22 protein-coding genes are annotated in these 19,211 nt (G+C 66.9%); 12 read left to right on the top strand and 10 right to left on the bottom strand.

The window, feature by feature from the left end; translation table 11 throughout:
• The coding region (gene istB / locus AC3A6G_RS00005; RefSeq protein WP_487872811.1) for an IS21-like element helper ATPase IstB at window positions 1-602 on the top strand (602 nt) is incomplete at its 5' end.
• Window positions 603-652: 50 nt separating this feature from the next.
• On the opposite strand, the gene AC3A6G_RS00010 is transcribed toward istB, so the two are convergent.
• Genes AC3A6G_RS00010 through AC3A6G_RS00030 form a run of 5 tightly spaced genes read right to left on the bottom strand, consistent with a single transcriptional unit; the run spans window position 653 to window position 4,095 of the window.
• Window positions 653-1,474, bottom strand: coding sequence for a hypothetical protein (locus AC3A6G_RS00010; RefSeq protein WP_487872812.1), 822 nt, complete (start codon window positions 1,472-1,474; stop codon window positions 653-655).
• A 20-nt stretch (window positions 1,475-1,494) separates the two neighbouring features.
• Entirely contained in the window at window positions 1,495-2,211 is a 717-nt protein-coding gene (locus AC3A6G_RS00015) for a pilus assembly PilX family protein (RefSeq protein ID WP_487861468.1), read from the bottom strand.
• Window positions 2,208-3,011, bottom strand: a complete 804-nt coding sequence (locus AC3A6G_RS00020) for a PilW family protein (protein ID WP_487861469.1) — start codon at window positions 3,009-3,011, stop codon at window positions 2,208-2,210. The genes AC3A6G_RS00015 and AC3A6G_RS00020 overlap by 4 nt, the downstream gene beginning before the upstream one ends.
• Window positions 3,008-3,544, bottom strand: coding sequence for a type IV pilus modification protein PilV (gene pilV, locus AC3A6G_RS00025; protein ID WP_487861470.1), 537 nt, complete (start codon window positions 3,542-3,544; stop codon window positions 3,008-3,010). The genes AC3A6G_RS00020 and pilV overlap by 4 nt, the downstream gene beginning before the upstream one ends.
• A complete protein-coding gene (locus AC3A6G_RS00030; protein WP_487861471.1) occupies window positions 3,529-4,095 on the bottom strand; it encodes a GspH/FimT family pseudopilin in 567 nt (188 codons plus the stop codon). The genes pilV and AC3A6G_RS00030 overlap by 16 nt, the downstream gene beginning before the upstream one ends.
• Window positions 4,096-4,282: 187 nt before the next feature.
• Here AC3A6G_RS00030 and ribD point away from each other — a divergent pair, with 187 nt between their 5' ends.
• The 10 genes from ribD to tolA are packed head-to-tail and all read left to right on the top strand — an operon-like array spanning window position 4,283 to window position 12,113.
• Complete coding sequence (ribD, locus tag AC3A6G_RS00035) at window positions 4,283-5,380, top strand: bifunctional diaminohydroxyphosphoribosylaminopyrimidine deaminase/5-amino-6-(5-phosphoribosylamino)uracil reductase RibD (RefSeq protein ID WP_487864395.1); 1,098 nt, start codon at window positions 4,283-4,285, stop codon at window positions 5,378-5,380.
• 54 nt (window positions 5,381-5,434) lie between these two features.
• Window positions 5,435-6,112, top strand: a complete 678-nt coding sequence (locus AC3A6G_RS00040; protein ID WP_487861473.1) for a riboflavin synthase — start codon at window positions 5,435-5,437, stop codon at window positions 6,110-6,112.
• The gene (ribBA, locus tag AC3A6G_RS00045; protein ID WP_487861474.1) at window positions 6,109-7,263 is read left to right on the top strand and encodes a bifunctional 3,4-dihydroxy-2-butanone-4-phosphate synthase/GTP cyclohydrolase II; all 1,155 of its coding nucleotides are present in this window, start codon (window positions 6,109-6,111) and stop codon (window positions 7,261-7,263) included. Before AC3A6G_RS00040 ends, ribBA begins: the two co-directional genes overlap by 4 nt.
• Before the next feature lie 23 nt (window positions 7,264-7,286).
• Window positions 7,287-7,754, top strand: coding sequence for a 6,7-dimethyl-8-ribityllumazine synthase (gene ribH, locus AC3A6G_RS00050; protein WP_487861475.1), 468 nt, complete (start codon window positions 7,287-7,289; stop codon window positions 7,752-7,754).
• Window positions 7,751-8,296: a transcription antitermination factor NusB gene (gene nusB, locus AC3A6G_RS00055; RefSeq protein ID WP_487861476.1), complete on the top strand. Its 546-nt coding sequence runs from the start codon at window positions 7,751-7,753 to the stop codon at window positions 8,294-8,296. Before ribH ends, nusB begins: the two co-directional genes overlap by 4 nt.
• The gene (locus AC3A6G_RS00060) at window positions 8,293-9,480 is read left to right on the top strand and encodes a pyridoxal phosphate-dependent aminotransferase (RefSeq protein ID WP_487861477.1); all 1,188 of its coding nucleotides are present in this window, start codon (window positions 8,293-8,295) and stop codon (window positions 9,478-9,480) included. The genes nusB and AC3A6G_RS00060 overlap by 4 nt, the downstream gene beginning before the upstream one ends.
• Window positions 9,477-9,914 carry a tol-pal system-associated acyl-CoA thioesterase gene (gene ybgC / locus AC3A6G_RS00065; RefSeq protein WP_487861478.1) on the top strand — a complete coding sequence of 146 codons (438 nt, stop codon included), beginning with the start codon at window positions 9,477-9,479 and terminating at the stop codon, window positions 9,912-9,914. The genes AC3A6G_RS00060 and ybgC overlap by 4 nt, the downstream gene beginning before the upstream one ends.
• Window positions 9,915-9,930: 16 nt before the next feature.
• Complete coding sequence (gene tolQ, locus AC3A6G_RS00070; protein WP_487861479.1) at window positions 9,931-10,650, top strand: protein TolQ; 720 nt, start codon at window positions 9,931-9,933, stop codon at window positions 10,648-10,650.
• Between the two features lie 17 nt (window positions 10,651-10,667).
• Window positions 10,668-11,105, top strand: a complete 438-nt coding sequence (locus tag AC3A6G_RS00075; protein ID WP_487861480.1) for an ExbD/TolR family protein — start codon at window positions 10,668-10,670, stop codon at window positions 11,103-11,105.
• Between the two features lie 3 nt (window positions 11,106-11,108).
• Window positions 11,109-12,113, top strand: a complete 1,005-nt coding sequence (tolA, locus tag AC3A6G_RS00080) for a cell envelope integrity protein TolA (RefSeq protein ID WP_487861481.1) — start codon at window positions 11,109-11,111, stop codon at window positions 12,111-12,113.
• A gap of 33 nt (window positions 12,114-12,146) precedes the next feature.
• Here tolA and AC3A6G_RS00085 read toward each other — a convergent pair whose 3' ends face one another.
• Entirely contained in the window at window positions 12,147-12,515 is a 369-nt protein-coding gene (locus AC3A6G_RS00085) for a YgiW/YdeI family stress tolerance OB fold protein (RefSeq protein ID WP_487861482.1), read from the bottom strand.
• Window positions 12,516-12,551: 36 nt separating this feature from the next.
• Window positions 12,552-16,070 (bottom strand): DNA polymerase III subunit alpha, encoded by a 3,519-nt coding sequence (gene dnaE / locus AC3A6G_RS00090; protein ID WP_487861483.1) that lies wholly within the window; start codon window positions 16,068-16,070, stop codon window positions 12,552-12,554.
• Window positions 16,071-16,161: 91 nt separating this feature from the next.
• Between dnaE and AC3A6G_RS00095 the strand changes: the two genes are divergently transcribed.
• Window positions 16,162-16,950: a sulfurtransferase gene (locus AC3A6G_RS00095; protein WP_487861484.1), complete on the top strand. Its 789-nt coding sequence runs from the start codon at window positions 16,162-16,164 to the stop codon at window positions 16,948-16,950.
• Window positions 16,951-17,143: 193 nt separating this feature from the next.
• Here AC3A6G_RS00095 and AC3A6G_RS00100 read toward each other — a convergent pair whose 3' ends face one another.
• The 3 genes from AC3A6G_RS00100 to AC3A6G_RS00110 are packed head-to-tail and all read right to left on the bottom strand — an operon-like array spanning window position 17,144 to window position 19,134.
• A complete protein-coding gene (locus AC3A6G_RS00100) occupies window positions 17,144-18,073 on the bottom strand; it encodes a pirin family protein (RefSeq protein ID WP_487861485.1) in 930 nt (309 codons plus the stop codon).
• 25 nt (window positions 18,074-18,098) lie between these two features.
• Window positions 18,099-18,650: a flavodoxin family protein gene (locus tag AC3A6G_RS00105; RefSeq protein ID WP_487861486.1), complete on the bottom strand. Its 552-nt coding sequence runs from the start codon at window positions 18,648-18,650 to the stop codon at window positions 18,099-18,101.
• Window positions 18,651-18,696: 46 nt separating this feature from the next.
• Window positions 18,697-19,134: a DoxX family protein gene (locus AC3A6G_RS00110; protein ID WP_487861487.1), complete on the bottom strand. Its 438-nt coding sequence runs from the start codon at window positions 19,132-19,134 to the stop codon at window positions 18,697-18,699.
• Between the last annotated feature and the right edge of the window lie 77 nt (window positions 19,135-19,211).

Consider the following 19,211-nt stretch of genomic DNA (forward strand, 5'->3'; position numbering starts at 1 on the left):
TCCCGGCCTACCGCGACCTCACAGGCTTCGACTTCCAGCACAGCGAGGTCAACGAAGCCTTGGTGCGGCAGTTGCACCGTTGCGAGTTCATGGAAGATGCCCAGAACGTGGTGCTCGTCGGTGGTCCCGGCACGGGCAAGACCCACATCGCCACGGCGCTCGGTGTGCAGGCCATCGAACACCACCACCGACGCGTGAGGTTCTTCTCCACGGTCGAACTGGTCAACGCCCTCGAGCAGGAGAAGGCCAGCGGCAACCCGGGGCACATCGCGCATCGGCTGATGTACGCCGACATGGTGATCCTCGATGAACTCGGCTACCTGCCGTTCAGCGCCTCGGGCGGGGCGCTGTTGTTCCATCTGCTCTCGAAGCTCTACGAGCGCACGAGCGTGGTGATCACGACGAACCTAAGCTTCAGCGAATGGGCCAGCGTGTTCGGCGATGCGAAGATGACGACGGCGCTGCTAGACCGGCTCACGCATCACTGCCATATCCTGGAGACCGGCAACGACAGCTTCCGCTTCAAGCACAGCTCGGCACAACCCGTTCAGGCAGACCAACCCAGAAAGAAGGAGAAGACCAAAAACTTATCCACACCGTGAGCCACCAGGCTCGCAAAGAGGGTGGGTCAATATTGGATGGAAATGCCGGGTCAGGATTGCATGGAACTCAACAGGTGCGCCTCAATCTTGGCTCCTGCGTAATCGGCATAAGGAGCGCGCGGCTCGTATCTGATGCCGCCCGGCAAGTCGCGCCGGGTGCCATCTGCGTTGCCGATGTCGGGTATGCCAAATGTCTCGGGGTCGTTTTGAAAGCCGAACAGCGTGTATTCGCCATCGGTCATGAAAATGTGGAACGACTTGCGGCAGCTCGACTGGCTGGCGCCTTCCACGCCCGGATCGTCGGAATAGGGACTCAGCCTTCCCGTGGTCTTCATGTATTCGCCAGCACGCACCATCATCGCGTGCATGGGGGTGCCACCGTCGGCGTGCAGCGCGTCAACCCAGGTCATGAAGTTCTTCCGATGGGCACCCTTGAATGGGCGGAGCAGGTTTGCGTTTGCGGAGCCATCGACGACACAACTGCTCGCTCGGTAGTCAGCGGCCGCTTTTTCATCGGGGGCAAAGCCCACGCAGCTCTCGGTCGTCGTGTGATTCATCGCCTGCCAGGCGAGGCAAATGCGACGATCAGGGATCTTGCTCTCCGAGAAATTGGACTTCAATGCCTTTTTCAGCGCAGCCAGGCGAGTGGGTACGCCGCTCGGAGGGTACCTGCTGCCGTCCGACGCACGCGACGACCACCGCATGCTGTACGAGTTGTCGACTGACACGATCACGTTCGGCGCTGGTTGCTCGACGCTGGCATCGCGCGGCTCCTGGGCCAGCGAGAAAGCGGCTGCATGACCGAGTGTCTGTACCAGCACCTGGATCAGCACGCATCCGAAGACGCGACCTGAAAACCTGTTGATATTCATATTGCTTGTTTCCACAGCGCTCAGTTCAAGGTCTTCACGGGATCCGGATCCAGGGAGATCTGCAGCATCACCTCGGTGCCGCCGGCCGCGCTTGCGGCGCGGGCGCCCGCGGCCATCGCGGTGATCCGGTACAACGGGTATTTGCTGTTCGGACGGTCGATCACCTCGATCCAATACCGCGCGCTGGACAGCGCCGGACTGTCAGCGGTGGGTGCAGCAGTGAATTGCCCGTACTTGGCGTACTTTTCTGCGTAGTTCTTCTTGGTCCAGAAGCGATAAGCCTCGCTGTCCTTCGCAGCCATGCCGGATTCGGGCGCAGCGAAATAGCAGATGCCGTCCGTACAGCTGTTGCTCTCGGTTAGCACGTAGGCTGTCACCCAGCCGGTGTCCCGGTCGGGAAAGACGCGGTTGCGCTCTGGCGTGCGACAGGGCGCATCCATGACGGCCGAACAATGGACGTAGGTCTTGGTCGCGGTGTCGAAGACCTTCTGTCGAATGTCGTGCTCCGCATCGAGCAGCGCCGCCTCGGCCGCCTCGAACGCTCGTTGATGGTCGCGCTCGTTGCCCGCCATCGATTCGAGCAGTTGGGCGATGCGAGCGCCTCCGATGACCAGCAACCCCGAAATCAGCAGCATGATCACGACGATGAACAAGGAAAACCCGCACTGGCGGAACCCGGCGCGGCGAACGCCGGCAGCGCGCATCGGCCGTGGAGAGATGCAGATGAGGGAGCTCATTGATTTCTCAGAGCGAACACGGCCGTGTGAACGCGCCGCAGCCTCCCGTCCGTGCTGGCCTGCGCTTTTCCGTCGCAATCCATGTAGCTGCCGTCCGGGTTGTTGCGCGACCTTCCCACGAGCTGCAGGCATACACGTACCGTACGGACCCGTCCGAAATCGGGCACGCCGGCAGCCGTCACATAGCGCCCCGCCTGCTCACCTCCGCCCTCCGCTGCGATGCCATACATCACGTCGAAGCGCTCCACGCCGTCGATGATCGGCTGGGCGCCGTTGCCGCCGCTGCCTGCGCAGCGCAAGGTACCCTTCACTACCGAGAACTCGCTGGTGATCAGGCGAGGGTTGAATGGGTCAGCGGGGTTGGCAGGGTCGTAGTCGGCTCTCGCATCGCTCTCCGCCCGCTGATTGAGGCAGTCCCTGAAATAGTCAGGGGCTGGCGCATAGCCAACCGCCAGCGTGTCATTCACAGAACCGCTCGATGCCTCCTGTCCATTGAGGGCGAAGAAATCGCGGTCACCTCGAAGGTTGGTCGCCAGATTGACGTTGAAGTAGTAGAGCGGCCCCGTCGGGTCGATCGGGATGTAGCCGGCTTGCCGAATCTGCTGTCCCAGCATCCTGAGGGCGAGCGCGGCCGATTGGTTCAATGTGCTGACATCGCTGCCCGTCAGAGCGGTGCTGCGCGTGCCGAACAAGCTGGCGATGGCGGCAAGCATCACGAGCATGCCGATGATCAGCGCGACCAGGAATTCGACCAGCGTGAAGCCGGCTGATCGCGTGCAATGGGGAGTGATATTGCTCATGGTTCGGGCACCGCAACGATGACTTCCTGGCAGGACTTGCCCGGACATCCCCAACTCGTATCCGGCGCGATGGGATGGGTGGCCGCAGCGTCGTTCCAGGTGACATGGACGAAGAGCAGGCCGCCTGCGTTGTCCTTGGATTGCACATCGCCGAGGCCGCCTGGCAGCGCGGCGGCCACCCTGCGCTTCCAGGCCCACAAGTCCCAGGCCGCAAGTTCCGCCTGGCTGCAGGCGCTGTCGATATCTGCACAGGAAGGGCTCGGCTCGCTCTCGGGCGCAGGCGTAAAGTCAACCTTGTAAGGACTCCCGGCCGTAGCGCCTTTCACAGGATTCGCGCGGATGCGCTCGGCCATTTCACTTGCCAGTTGCGCCGCAATGTTCTGATTGCTCGCGCCCGAACTGTCGGAAAGCACCCGCAACTGAAAGCCGGCCAGAGCGAGTAACCCGAAAGAGAGCACGAGAATGGAGACGAGGGCCTCGATCAGCGAAAAGCCGGCTTGCCTTGCGGGCACGCGGCTCAGGATCCGGGGCATCTCTCAACCCCCTTCACAAGGAGAACTCGACCTCCGCTCGCCACGCAGACGACGATCGCATGGGGCGAACTCGGCCGACCGACCGGAAAGAACCTGAAGCCCGCCGAAGCGGAGACATGGCCAGTGGCGTCGAAAGACAAGCCGCCAGCAGCGGTCCGTTCGACCACGACACCGCTGTCAGACCCTTGCTGCTGGAGGATCTCGGTCGTCGCTCCATCGATGACGAGCGTGTCCCAGCCACAGCTCCAGTCCTTGTCGCTGCAGGCCACACCCTTTCGGATGCTCACCGTCCGCCCGCGGCGCACGGCCTCTGAACGGGCATGGCTGATGCTCGCTGCCAACGCCGAAGCCATGCGTTCGACCCGGTAGTTTTCAATCAGATCCCGAAAGCCCGGCAGGGCCAGGGCCGCGAGGATCGCCATCAGTACGATGACGACCAGCATCTCGACCAACGTAAGTCCCCGTCCCGTTCCGATGGGCCGCTTGGGCCGCCGGGCGAGCGCGCAGAATCGGTGATCCATCTTGTAGCTCGCGCCGCCCCGCAAATGCATGCGTGGCGACGCTCTTCTCCCTGATTTCCTTGTATGGCCACGAATCTAGTTCGTCGAATTTCTTTTGAACATCTAGTGAACGACAAGCGGTCAAAGCAAATGGATCGACGGTCTTTTTCTACTCACTGCACCAATTTGTTCAAAATACTTCCGTAAAAGAAAAACAATGGGAACTGAAAAAGATTTCATGGCCCTGGCCCTGGCCCTCGCCTGTCAAGCCGGCCCCGAAACCGACCCCAATCCCCGCGTCGGCTGCGTCCTCGTCGGCGCCGCCGGCGCCGTCATCGGCGAAGGCCACACCCAGCAGGTCGGCGGCCCGCACGCCGAAGTCATGGCGCTGCGCGACGCTGCGGCAAAAGGCCATTCGGTCGCAGGCGCCACCGCCTTCGTCACGCTCGAACCCTGCGCCCACCACGGCCGCACCGGACCCTGCTGCGATGCGCTGATCGCCGCGGGCATCGGTCGGGTCGTGGCGTCGATGGCTGACCCGAACCCGCTGGTCGCCGGCCAGGGCTTCGACCGGCTGCGCGCCGCCGGCGTGACGGTCGAGATCGGGCCGGGCGCGGACGAGGCGCGCGAGCTCAACATCGGCTTCTTCAGCCGCATGGTCCGCAAGACGCCCTGGGTGCGGCTCAAGGCCGCGGCCTCGCTCGACGGCAAGACCGCCCTGCGCAATGGCGTGAGTCAATGGATCACCGCCGAGCCGGCACGCACCGACGGCCACGCGTGGCGGGCGCGCGCCAGCGCGGTGCTGACCGGCGTCGGCACGGTGCTCGAGGACGACCCCCGGCTCGACGTGCGGCTGGTGGCAACCACGCGCCAGCCGCACCTGGTGGTGATCGACAGCCATCTGCAGACGCCGCCCGCCGCGCGCCTCTTCATGCCGGGCCGCGCCGTCTGGATCTATGCCGCGGCACGCGACGAGACCAGGGCGGCGGCCCTCGAAGCGCGCGGCGCCACCGTCACCTGCCTGCCCAATCCGCAGGGCAAGGTCGATCTGGCGGCGGTGCTGCGTGATCTCGCGCGGCGCGAGGTCAACGAACTGCACGTCGAGGCCGGCCACAAGCTCAACGGATCGCTGCTGCGCGAAGGGCTGGTCGACGAGCTGCTCCTCTATCTGGCGCCCAAGCTCCTGGGCGACGGCATGGAGATCGCCTCGGGCATGCATGCGGGCGGGCCGCTCGCCGAACTGTCGGGCGCGCTGCCGCTCGATTTCAGGCAGTTCGACCGGATCGGGCCCGACCTGCGGATCGTCGCCCGCGTCGCGGGACGGGATACTTTCTAGCGCCGAATGGGCGCCGCCGCCCGGGAAGCCCAGGATGTCTGCGAAAATGCGCGGATGTTCACCGGAATCATCACCGGCGTGGGGCGCATCGCCGCCATCCACGACCTCGGCCCCTCCTCCTCCCACGGCAAACGACTCGCCATCGCGGCGCCCGACGGCTACCTCGACGACGTCGGCCTGGGCGACAGCATCGCCCTCAACGGGGCCTGCATGACCGTGACCAGCCTCGATGCGGCCGCGCGGCAGTTCACCATCGACATCTCTGCCGAATCGCTCGACAAGACCGCGGGCCTCACCGAACCCGACGCGCGCCTCAACCTCGAGAAGGCCCTGCGCGCGAGCGACCGCCTCGGCGGCCATATCGTGTCGGGCCACGTGGACGGCATCGGCACCGTGAGCCGCTTCGCGCCCGTCGGCGAGAGTTGGGAACTGCGCGTGGTCGCGCCGCCCGCCTTGGCACGGTTCCTGGCCTACAAAGGCTCGATCACCGTCAATGGCGTGAGCCTCACGGTCAACAGCGTGGCCGATATGGCCGACGGCGCCGAGATCAGCATCAACCTGATCCCGCACACCGTCGAGAACACATCGCTCGGCAGCCTCCAGGCCGGCGCCAAGGTCAACCTCGAAATCGACACCGTGGCGCGCTACGTGGAGCGCATGCTCCAGGCCGGCGTGCTGGCGGTGCCCTCCACAGCGTCCACGCCCACGTATTCCAAGGACACCGCCGAATGAACGCCTCCGTCACGCCGATCGGCGCCCCCCGCAATACGCGGGCTCCCGCGCCGATCTCCCCGGTCGAGGAGATCGTCGCCGAGCTCGCCGCGGGCCGCATGGTGATCCTCGTCGACGAGGAAGACCGCGAGAACGAAGGCGACATCGTCATCGCGGCCGACCACATCACGCCCGACGCCATCAACTTCATGGCGCGCCATGCACGCGGGCTGATCTGCCTCACGCTGTCGCGCGAGATGTGCGAGCGACTGCAGCTGCCGCCCATGGTGTCGCGCAACGGCGCCAAGCATTCAACGGCGTTCACCGTGTCGATCGAGGCGGCCGAAGGCGTGACCACCGGCATCTCGGCGGCCGACCGCGCGCGCACCGTGCAGGCTGCCGTGGCCCGCGATGCGGTGGCGAGCGACCTGGTGCAGCCCGGGCATATCTTTCCACTGCAGGCGGTCGACGGCGGCGTGCTGATGCGCGCGGGCCATACCGAAGCCGGCTGCGACCTCGCGGCCATGGCCGGCTGCTCGCCGGCCTCGGTGATCTGCGAGGTGATGAACGAAGACGGCACCATGGCCCGGCTGCCCGACCTGCAGGTCTTCGCGGCCGAACACGGGCTCAAGATCGGCACCATTGCCGCGCTGATCGAGCACCGCAGCCGCACCGAGTCGCTGGTCGAAAAGGTCGGCTGCCGCGAGATCCAGACCGCCTGGGGCAGCTTCACCGCCCACGCCTTCACCGACAAGCCGAGCCGCGGCGTGCACCTGGCGCTGGTGCGCGGCCAGTGGACGCCCGACGAGACCGTGTCGGTGCGCGTGCACGAGCCGCTCTCGGTGCTCGACGCGCTCGAGATCAACCGTTCGCTGCACTCCTGGAGCCTCGACGCCAGCCTCGCGCACATCGCCGGCGAGGGCAAGGGCGTGGCGGTGCTCCTGAACTGCGGCGAGACCGGCGCCGAGCTGCTCGCGCAGTTCGACGGCACCGCGCGCCCGGCGCAGGCGCCCGAACGCGGCCGCATGGACCTGCGCAGCTACGGCATCGGCGCGCAGATCCTGCGCGAATGCGGCGTGCACAAAATGAACCTGCTCGGCACGCCGCGCCGCATGCCGAGCATGGCGGCGGGCTATGGCCTCGAGATTGCCGGCTACCTTTCCAAAGACTGAAGACAACAAAAGACGAACCCGACATGCAAGGTGCAAACAAGGGAGCGGATGCGAAGCCGCTCGACGGAAAAGGACTGCGCATCGGCATCGTGCAGGCGCGTTTCAACGCCGACATCACCGACGCGCTCGCTGCCGCCTGCCTCGCGGAGCTCGAGGCGCTCGGCGTGGCCGCGGACGACATCCACCACGTGAACGTGCCCGGCGCCCTCGAAGTGCCCGTGGCGCTGCAGGCCATGGCTCGACGCGGCGGCTACCACGCGCTGGTGGCGCTGGGCTGCATCATCCGCGGCGAGACCTACCACTTCGAACTGGTGGCCAACGAATCGGGCGCGAGCGTGAGCCGCGTCGCACTCGACCATCGCCTTCCCATCGCCAACGCGATCCTGACCACCGAGAACCTCGAGCAGGCCGTGGCGCGCCAGACCGACAAGGGCCGCGACGCGGCCCGCGTGGCGGTCGAAATGGCGCAGCTGCTGGCCGCCCTCCAATGACCGACGACACCCCCAAGACCACCGGCGCCAAGCCGCGCCCCGCACGGCAGCTGCGCACCGGCCTCACGAGCAGCGGCGTGCGCAAGGCCTCGGCCAAGTCGAACCGCAGCCGCGCGCGCGAATTCGCGCTGCAGGCGCTCTACCAGCACCTGGTGGGCCGCAACGACGCTTCCGACATCGACCACTTCACGCGCGACCTCGCGGGCTTCCACAAGGCCGACGCCGCGCACTACGACGCGCTGCTGCACGGTTCGATCGAGAACGCCGAGCAGCTCGATGCGCTGATCCGGCCGCTGCTCGACCGCAAGTTCGAAGAGATATCGCCCGTCGAACACGCGGTGATGTGGATCGGTGTGTACGAATTCCAGCATTGCCTCGACGTGCCCTGGCGCGTGGTGCTCAACGAGTGCGTCGAACTGGCCAAGGAGTTTGGCGGCACCGACGGCCACAAGTACGTCAATGCCGTGCTCAACGGCCTGGCGCCGCAGTTGCGCGCCGCCGAAGTCGAGGCCGATCGCGCCTCGGGCAAGGCCAGGCCGTGAGGATTTCGGCGCGCGCCCAGCGCATCGAACCCTTCTACGTGATGGAGGTCGCCAAGGCCGCCGGCGTGCTCGCGCGCGAGGTGGCACACACCGAGCGGCCGATGATTTTCCTGAACATCGGCGAGCCCGACTTCACCGCGCCGCCGCTGGTGCAGGAAGCCGCAGCGCGCGCGGTGCGCGCCGGCGCCACGCAATACACCCAGGCCACCGGCCTCGACGCACTGCGCGAGCGCATCAGCGGCTGGTATGCGCAGCGCTTCGGCGTCGACGTGCCGGCGCGGCGCATCGTGGTGACGGCCGGCGCCTCGGCAGCGCTGCAGCTTGCCTGCCTGGCGCTGATCGATGCGGGCGACGAGATCCTGATGCCCGACCCGAGCTATCCGTGCAACCGGCATTTCGTGAGCGCGGCGGACGGCAAGGCCGTGCTGGTGCCGACCACGGCGGCCGAGCGCTTCCAGCTCACGGCCGCCAAGGTCGAGGCCGCCTGGACCGCCAACACGCGCGGCGTGCTGCTGGCGTCGCCTTCCAACCCCACCGGCACCTCCATCGCGCCCGACGAACTGCGCCGCATCCACGAGGTGGTTTCGCAGCGTGGCGGCATCACGCTGATCGACGAGATCTACCTGGGGCTGTCGTACGACGCGCAATTCGGACAGACGGCGCTGGCGATCGACGACAACGTCATCAGCATCAACAGCTTCAGCAAGTACTTCAACATGACCGGCTGGCGGCTCGGCTGGCTGGTGGTGCCCGAGGCGCTGGTGCCGGTGGTCGAGCGCCTGGCGCAGAACCTCTTCATCTGCGCGAGCACGGTGTCGCAGTACGCAGCGCTCGCCTGCTTCGAGGACGCCAGCATCGCCGAATACGAACGCCGCCGCGCCGAGTTCAAGGCCCGGCGCGACTGGTTCATTCCGCAGTTGAACGCACTCGGCCTCGACGTGCCGGTCGTGCCCGACGGCGCCTTCTACGCCTGGGCCGACTGCACCCGCATCGCCGAACAGCTCGGCATTTCGGGCAGTTGGGATTTCGCCTTCGAAACCATGAAGCGGGCCCATGTCGCCGTGACGCCCGGCCGCGACTTCGGCAGCGCCGAAACCTCGCGCTTCGTGCGCTTTTCGACAGCCAGTTCGATGGCGCACCTGCAGGAATCGATTGAGCGCCTGCGGGCCATGATTGCGAGATGAGCTTCGCGTTCCCCATTCGCGTCTACTGGGAAGACACCGACGCCGGCGGCATCGTGTTCTATGCCAACTACCTCAAGTTCATGGAACGCGCGCGCACCGAATGGCTGCGCTCGCTGGGCATCGAACAGCGTGCGCTGCGCGAGCGAACCGGCGGCCAGTTCGTGGTGAGCGAGACGCAACTCAAATACCACCGCCCCTCGCGGCTCGACGACGAACTGCTGGTGACAGCCGAACTTCGACAATCGGGCACTGCATCGCTGATAATCGGACAGCGAGTGCTATCAAAAACAGAGCAAACGCGGACCGACGCGGCCGACCCCGTGCTGCTGTGCGAGGGCACCATCCGCATCGGCTGGGTGGACGCTTCCACACTGCGCCCCGCGCGCATCCCGGCCGAAATTGCGGGAACCCTCGAGCGCCGCGCGGCTCCATGACTCAACCTTTCAAGCCATGAACCAAGATCTCTCCATCGTCAATCTCCTGCTCCAAGCGAGCATCGTGGTCCAACTGGTCGTGCTCTTGCTCGTGATCGTCTCGATCGCCAGCTGGGCCGCGATCATCCGCAAGTACTTCGCGCTGCGCCGCATGCGCGCGCTCAACGATGAGTTCGAGCGCGAGTTCTGGTCGGGCACCAGCCTCAACGAGCTGTTCGCCTCGGCCGCGCAGAACGCCAAGTTCTCCGGCCCCATGGAGCGCATCTTCGCCTCGGGCATGCGCGAGTACCAAAAACTGCGTGAACGCCACGTGAGCGACGCCCCCACGCTGCTCGACGGTGCCCGCCGCGCCATGCGCGCGAGCTTCCAGCGCGAGCTCGACGCGGCCGAACAGAACCTGTCGTTCCTGGCCACCGTCGGTTCGGTCTCGCCCTACGTCGGCCTCTTCGGCACGGTCTGGGGGATCATGCATGCCTTCACCGGTCTGGCCGCGCTCGCGCAGGTCACGCTCGCCAGCGTGGCGCCCGGCATTGCCGAAGCGCTGGTGGCGACCGCCATCGGCCTGTTCGCGGCGATTCCCGCGGTGGTCGGCTACAACCGCTTCGCGCGCGAGATCGACAAGATCGCCATCGCCCTCGAGACCTACATCGAGGAGTTCTCCAACATCCTGCAGCGCAACCTGTCGGCCAACCCGGGTGCGGCAACGGCCACGTCGGCGACGGCCACCAACCGCTGAGCGGAGAAGACAAACCCATGCCCGCCGTTTCATCCCGAGGCCGAGGCCGCCGGACGATCAACGAGATCAACATGGTCCCGTTCATCGACGTGATGCTGGTGCTGCTGATCATCTTCATGGTCACTGCACCGCTCATCACGCCGAGCGTGATCAACCTGCCTTCGGTCGACCGCGCCAACAAGCAGCCCGACAAGCCGATCGAGATCGTCATCAAGAGCGACGACGAAGTGCAGATCAAGAAGGACCCGTCCACCGGCAGCGGCGGCACGTCCATCCCCATGACCCAGATCGGCGATGCAGCCAAGACGGCCCAGGGCGGCGACGACCAGCGCCCGGTGGTCATCAGCGCCGACAAGTCCGTCAAGTACGAAACCGTCGTGAAGGCGATGAACCAGCTCAAGCGCAGCGGCATCGAGCGCGTGGGTCTGTCGGTCACCACCACGGGCGGCAAATAAGGCATGTCGCTCGCGCTGGACCGCCCCGAATTCGCACCCCCGCCGCAGCGCGGCACGCCGCGCGCGGTGCTGCTGGCGCTCGTCGCGCATGCGCTCCTGATCGCCGCGCTGACCTGGGGCGTGAGCTGGCGGCGCGAAACGGCAGACGCCGCCGTCGACGCCGAGCTGTGGTCTTCGACCGTGCAGCAGGCCGCGCCGCGTGCCGTGGCGCCCACACCGCCGCCGCCCGCGCCGGCGCCGGCCCCCGCGCCCGAACCCCCACCGCCCCCGCCGCCCCAGGCCGTGCGGCCGCCGGAACCGGCGCCCCCGCCGCCCAAGGAGCCCGACATCGCGCTCGAACGCGAGAAGAAGCTCAAGGAGCAGAAGGAGCGCGAGCGCCAGGAAGAACTGGCGCGCGAGCAGCGGCAGAAAAAGCTCGAAGCCGAGCGCAAGGCCGCGCAGGAAAAGAAAGAGCAGGAAGCGCGCGAGCGCGCCGAGCGGCTCGAGGCCGAGCGCAAGAAGGAAGCGCAGCAGGAGCAGCAGGAAAAGAAGCTGGCCGAAGCGAAGAAGAAGGAAGCCGAGGCTGCTGCGGCCAAGAAGAAGGAAGCCGAAGCCGCTGCGGCCGCCAAGAAGAAGGAAGCCGAGGCCAAGGCCACCGCGCAGGCAGCCGCCGATCGCGCCGCCACGCTCAAGCGCATGCAGGCCATGGCGGGCAGCGGCGGCGAGGGCAATGCCGCGCGCTCGTCCGGCCCGTCGGGCAGCTATGGCGGCAAGGTGGCTGCGGCCGTCCGGCCCAACGTGGTGTTCCCCGAGGCCGATCTGATCAACGGCAACCCCGGCGCCGAATTCGACGTGCGCCTCGCGCCCGATGGCACGATCGTCGGAACGCCTTCGCTGGTGAAGAGCAGCGGCGTGGCGAACTGGGACGAAGCCGCGCTGCGTGCGCTGCAGAAGACCGAGAAGCTGCCGCGCGACGTCGACGGCACCGTGCCGTCGCGGCTGATCGTCACGCTCAAGCCCAAGCGCTGAGCCGCTGAGGGCCGGCGCCCGCGCGGGCGCCGCTCAGCGCGCCACGCTCAGGCGCTTGACGTCGAGCTCGGCCTTGTTGCCGACCATGTCCTTGTCGAACTCGCCCGAGATCTCGACGCGCACCTTGTCGTCGATCTTCACGCCCGGCTGAAAGTGCTTGGCGTCGATCTCGACCTTCATGCGGCCGCTGTCGTCGGCAAAGGTGTAGTGCTCGCCGCCATCGTGCGAGACGATGAAGCCGCGCAGAGTCGCATGCTGGTCGTCCTTGCCGGTGTCCAGCAACTGCTTGACCGTCATGGCCTGCACGCTGCTCGGGCCGCTGTATTGGGCCAGGGCCGGCGTCAGCGCGACCGCCAGGCCGAGGGCGAACGTGGTTTTCTTCAGTTTGGCTGCAAGCGTCATGGCGGTGTTACTCCTTGTTGAACGATGTCATTCGTGTCATTCGTAGACGACCGAGGCCTTGCCGGCTTCGGCCTGCGCAGTCCAACTCGCGAGCGCGGCATCGGTGGGAAAGAACTTGGCCCGCTCGCCGAGCTGCAGTTCGACCTGTGCGCCGCCGCGCGCCATCGACAGGCGCACCGGCAGGCCCTGCACCAGGTCGCCGTGCTCGCTCTGCTCGGTGCGCGGCGGAAAGTCCTTCACGAGGCGCGCGATGTCGGGCGCCTTGCCGTTCACCGCCACCCGCAGGAACTTGCCGAAGCGGCAACGCGCCGCGGCCAGGTCCCAGACCTGCTGCACCTGGAAGCGTGCCTCGAAGCCGCCGCGACCCGGCTGCAGCCGGCCGCTCACGATCACGAGCTCGTCCTCCTTCAGCGTGTTGCGGTTGGCATTGATCAGCGCCTCGTCGGCGGTGGCCTCGATCGAATCGGACTTGTCGTCGAGCTTGAAGATCGCGAGCCGGCCGCGCTGGCCGTTGATGACGCGCAGGTCGCTCACGATGCCCGCGATCACCTGCTGCTCGCGCGTGTCCATCAGGTCGCCGATCTCGCGCTTGCAGAAGCGCCGCACCTCGTGCGCCACCTCGTCGAACAGGTGGCCCGACAGGTAGAAGCCGACGGCGGTCTTCTCGAAGGTCAGCCGCTCCTTCACGCCCCACGGCGTGGCATCGACGAGCTCGGGCTCGGCGGTGGCCGAGCCGTGCTCGCAGTCGCCGAAGATGTCGACCTGCGCCGCATTCGCCTCGGTGGCGGCCGAGAATTCGAAGGCGCGGTCGAGCGAGGCGACGAGCGACGCGCGGTTCTGCTGGATCGCGTCGAAGGCGCCGGCCTTGATCAGCGCCTCGACCGTGCGCTTGTTGATGCGCTGGCGGTCGATGCGCACGCAGAAGTCATAGAGGCTCTTGAACGGGCCGCCCTCCTCGCGCGCGCGCACCAGCGCCTCGACCGCGAGCTGGCCCGTGCCCTTGACAGCGCCGAGCCCGTAGCGGATCACCTTGTCGGTCACCGGCTCGAAGCGGTAGTTGCCGCGGTTCACGTCCGGCGGCTCGAAGCTGATGCCAAAGTTCTTCTGCGCGTCCTCGAACAGCACCTTGAGCTTGTCGGTGTTGTCCATTTCCACGGTCATGTTGGCGCAGAAGAACTCGGCCGTGTAATGAACCTTGAGCCAACCCGTGTGGTACGCCAGCAGCGAGTACGCGGCCGCATGCGACTTGTTGAAGCCGTAGCCCGCGAACTTCTCCATCAAGTCGAAGATCTCGTCGGCCTTGTCCTGCGGGATGCCGTGCGTGGCGAGCGCGCCCGCGCGGAACTTCTCGCGGTGCTCGGCCATTTCCTCGAGCTTCTTTTTGCCCATGGCGCGGCGCAGCAGGTCGGCGCCGCCGAGCGAGTAGCCGCCCAGGATCTGCGCGGTCTGCATCACCTGCTCCTGGTAGACCATGATCCCGTAGGTCTCGGAGAGCATCTCGGCCACGGCCGGGTGCGGGTACTCGACCTCTTCGCGGCCGTGCTTGCGCGCCACGAAGCTCGGGATCAGGTCCATCGGGCCGGGGCGGTACAGCGCGTTGAGCGCGATCAGGTCCTCGAGCCGCGTCGGCCGCGCATCCTTCAGCATGCCCTGCATGCCGCGGCTTTCGAACTGGAACACCGCCTCGGTCTTGCCTTCGGAGAAGAGCTTGTAGGTCTCGCGGTCGTCGAGCCGGATGTTCTCGTAGGCGAAGTTCTCCTGGCCCTTGTGGCGGCTCGCGATGAAATCCTTCGCGATCTCGAGGATCGTGAGCGTCGCGAGGCCCAGAAAGTCGAACTTCACCAGGCCGATGGCCTCCACGTCGTCCTTGTCGTACTGGCTCACGGCCGAGTCGCTGCCGGGCTGCTGATAGAGCGGGCAGAAGTCGGTGAGCTTGCCCGGCGCGATCAGCACGCCGCCCGCGTGCATGCCGATGTTGCGCGTCATGCCCTCGAGCTTCTGCGCCATCTCGACCAGCGACTTGACCTCTTCCTCGCGCTCGATGCGCTGCGCGAGCTGCGGCTCGGCCGCGATCGCGTACTTCTCCTTGTCGTCTTCGGACAGGTCGGCGGGCGGGTACTGCAGCGTGACGGGCTTGCCCGGCTTGTTGGGAATGAGCTTGCTGATGCCGTCGCAGAACATGTAGCTCATGTCCATCACGCGGCCCACGTCGCGGATCGCGGCACGCGCGGCCATCGTGCCGAAGGTGGCGATCTGGCTCACCGCGTCGCGGCCGTACTTGTCCTTCACGTAGTCGATCACGCGGTCGCGGTTGCCCTGGCAGAAGTCGATGTCGAAGTCGGGCATCGACACGCGCTCCGGGTTCAGGAAACGTTCGAACAGCAGCTTGTATTCGAGCGGATCGAGGTCGGTGATCTTGAGCGCATAGGCCACCAGCGAACCGGCGCCCGAGCCCCGGCCCGGTCCGACCGGGCAGCCGTTGCTTTTGGCCCACTTGATGAAGTCGCCCACGATCAGGAAGTAGCCCGGGAAACCCATCTTCAGGATGGTGTTGATCTCGAACTCGAGCCGTTCCACGTAGCGCGGGCGCTCGGCCTCGCGCTTCGCGGCATCGGGGTAGAGGTGCGCGAGGCGCTCCTCGAGCCCCACGAAGGATTCCTGCCGGAAGAACTCGTCGATCGGCATGCGCACGCCGTCGCTGATGAACGGCGTCGGAAAGTCGGGCAGCTGCGGCTTGCCGAGCACCAGCGTGAGGTTGCAGCGCTTGGCGATCTCGACCGTGTTGGCGAGCGCGCTCGGCACGTCGGCGAAGAGCGCCTCCATCTCGGCCGCCGACTTGAAATACTGCTCGGGGGTGAACTTGCGCACGCGGCGCGGATTGCCGAGGATCTCGCCCTCCGAGATGCACACGCGCGCCTCGTGCGCCTCGTAGTCCTCGCGCTCGGCGAACTGCACCGGGTGCGTGGCCACCACCGGCAGCCGCAGCCGGGCCGCGAGCTTCACGGCCGCGATCACGTGCGGCTCGTCCTCGGGGCGGCCGGCGCGCTGCAGCTCGATGTAGAAGCGGTGCGGGAAGATGCCCGCGAGTTGCAGCGCCAGTTCGGCCGCGCGTTCGTGCTGCCCCTGCAGCAGCGGCTGGCCCAGCGGGCCCGCCTGCGCGCCCGAGAGCGCGATCAGCCCGCCCTGCAGTTCCTGCAGCCATTCGAGCTTGCAGGCCGCCTGCGACTGGCCGCGGCCGACGTTCTGCGTCCAGGCGCGCGCCAGCAGTTCGCACAGGTGCAGGTAGCCTTCGGTGTTCTGCACCAGCAGCACGATGCGGGTCAGCGCCCCGGGCTCCTTGCCCAGGCCCTCGACGAAGACCTCGGCACCGATGATCGGCTTGACGCCCTTGCCGCGCCCCTGCTTGTAGAACTTGATGGCCCCGAACAGGTTGTTGAGGTCGGTGATCGCGAGCGCCGGCTGGCTGTCGCCGGCGGCGGCCTTGACGACTTCGTCGATTCGGATGGTCCCGTCGACGACGGAAAACTCGGTGTGCAGGCGCAGGTGAACGAACATCCGCCCATTGTAGAAAGCGCAGCCTCCACGATGTGGGTTGGCATACCCTCGAAGCCGGCCGCGCGGGTCGCGACACCTACAATCGGACCCCGTGCAACAAGAGATTCTGAATATCGCGGCCTACAAGTTCGTGGCCATCGACGACGCCCCCGCGCTGCGCGAGGACCTGCGCGAACGCACCGGGGCGCTCGGCCTCATGGGCACGATCCTGCTGGCGCCCGAGGGCATCAACCTGTTTCTGGCGGGCGCCGCCGACGCGGTGCGCGCCTTCGTGGCCCACCTGCGCGCCGATGCGCGCTTCTCGGATCTCGAAACCAAGGAAAGCTGGTCGGCCACCCAGCCGTTTCGCCGCATGCTCGTCAAGCTGAAGCGCGAGATCATCCGCATGGACCACCCCGCGATCCAGCCCGCGGCCGGCCGCGCGCCCGGTGTCGATGCGCCCACGCTCAAGCGCTGGCTCGACCAGGGCCACGACGACCAGGGTCGAGAGATCGCGCTGCTCGACACCCGCAATGCCTTCGAGGTCGACCACGGCAGCTTCGAAGGCGCGATCGACTGGCGCATCGGAAAGTTCACCGAGTTCCCGCCCGCACTGCGCGAACACCGCGCGGAGTTCGCCGGCAAGACCATCGTGAGTTTCTGCACCGGCGGCATCCGCTGCGAGAAGGCCGCCATCCTGATGCGCGAGGAAGGCGTCGAGAACGTGCTGCAGCTCGAAGGCGGCATCCTCAAGTACTTCGAGCTCGTGGGCGGCGCGCACTACAGCGGCGACTGCTTCGTGTTCGATGGGCGCGAGGCACTGGCGCCGGACCTGAGCGCGCGTTCCAACAAGGCCAGTGCGCGGGCGTCGGAAGACCCAGACCTCGGGATCAAGACTTAGCGCGCGCTGCTGTTCGGGGCGTGATCGTTGCGCAGAGCGGTCGTTGATCAGCGATGCACTGCGAGCGTGCCCTGTGCCCAGGGTACCGGGTGCTCCCCGCAGCGAAATAAGGAGGAGCCGAAGGCGGGGGACATTCGCGGAGGGGAGTACCCGGTGGCCTGGGCACGCGCCCCGAACAACCGCCCAGCGAAGATCAGACCGGCGTCGTCCCCACATCCGGCTCCCGCACCCCAAACGGCTTGCCCGGCAACGGAATGAACTCTGTCTCCCCCGCCACATGGCCCATGCGCTGCGCGGCCCAATCTTCGCCGGCCTGCAGGATGCGCTCGCGCCGGCTCGAGACGAAATTCCAGGTGATATAGCGCGGGCCGTCGAGCGGCTCGCCGCCGATGACCACCAGCCGCACCGGCGCCGTCACGGGCGCCGTGAGGCGCGCGCCCTGCCCCTCGGCCAGCACGGCCATGGTGTGCGCCGGCACCGCGCTGCCGTCGACGCCGATGTCGCCATCGATCGGGTACACCGCGAGCTCGGGTGCGAGCGCCGGCAGCTCGAAGCTTGCACCCGCGGGCAGCGCGATGTCGAGGTACACCGTCTGCGAGAAGGTGCGCACCGGCGAGCGCGCACCAAAGGCCTCGCCCACCAGCACCCGCACGCCCACGCCCTGCTCGACCACGGCCGGAATCGCATCGGCCGCCGTGTGCTCGAAGCTCGCTTCGACCTCTTCATGCGCCTGCGGCAGCGCAGCCCAGAGCTGCAGGCCGTGGTTGACGTAGTGCTCGGCCAGCAGGCGCTCGGGCTTGCGCTCCGAATGCACGATGCCGCGGCCCGCGGTCATCCAGTTGATGGCGCCCGGCAGGATCTCCTGCACGCTGCCGATGCTGTCGCGGTGCATCATCGCGCCCTCGAACAGGTAAGTGACCGTGGCCAGCCCGATGTGCGGATGCGGGCGCACATCGTGCGCATTGCCGGGCTGTTCGGTGGCGGGACCGAAATGGTCGAAGAACACGAAGGGGCCTACGGATCGGCGCACCGCCGCGGGCAGCAGGCGCCGCACGTTGAAGCCGCCCCCCAGGTCCTTGTCGTGCGGTTGAAGCAATCGGGTGGCGGGCGCGGCATCGGTCATCGTGTTCTCCTTGTGTCGGCGTGGTTCAGGCGCGCGATCTTGCCACCGTGGCAATGCGTTCGCCGAAGGCGCGCGCGGTGTCGAGATCGCCCTTCGGGATCTCGGCCGGGCTCGCGTCCGAGGGCGACTGCGTGAGCAGGCCGCCGTAACCGCCGACGTAGTTGGTCGAGTCGCGCGTCGCGGCCTTGTTGTTGGTCGGCATGATGCCCATGCTGACCCAGATGCCGCTGTGCTGCATCGCGAGCGTCCACAGGTAGGCCATCGTGGTGACCTTGTCGCCGTTCATCGTCGCGCTGTTGGTGAAGCCCGCGAAGAGCTTGTCCTTCCAGCCCTGCGTGAACCAGACCTTCGACGACGCATCGGCGAATTTCTTGAACTGCCAGCTCACGTTGCCCATGTAGGTGGGCGAGCCGAAGATGATCGCGTCGGCCGCAGCCAGCATTTCCCAGCCGCCCTCGGGCAGGTTGCCGTCGGCGTCGATCGCGAGCAGTTGCGCGCCGGCGCCATCGGCCACGGCCTGGGCCACGCGCTGGGTGTGGCCGTAGCCGGAATGGAAGACAACGACGATGTCGGCCATGGATGCTTCTCCTGAATCTTGGATGGTTGCGGATCGGTGAGGAAGCTTACTTCCTGTCGATGCCGAAGCGGCCGCCACCGAAGGCGGCGATCGCGAGCAGGCCACCCACGACGGCCACGTTCTTGAAGAACATCAGCTGGTTCACGAAGGCCTTGTCGACCGGCATGCTCCAGTAGTTGTGGAACATCACGGTAGCGACGAGCGTGAACACCGCGAGCACGATCGCCGCGAGGCGCGTCCTGTAGCCCACGAGCAGCGCCAGGCCCACGCCCAGTTCCACGAGGATCGCGATCACCGCGCCCACCTGCGGCAGCGGCGCGCCCACCGATGCGATGTAGCCCACGGTGCCGGCAAAGCCGGTGAGCTTGGCAAAGCCCGCGGGCACGAACAGCAGCGCGATGAGGATGCGGCCCACGAGCGCGAGCGTGTCCTGTGCGGCGTTGGGGTTGGCGGCGGTGTTCAGCGGAAGGGAAGCGGTGGTCATGGGAAAACTCCTCGGGAATGGTTGAGGTGAAAAGACGAGCGAAAGAAAAAGCCGGGCGGCGCGCGCCCGGCCGAGGG

The sequence above is a fragment of the Variovorax sp. Soil_C_26 genome, assembly GCF_057657075.1.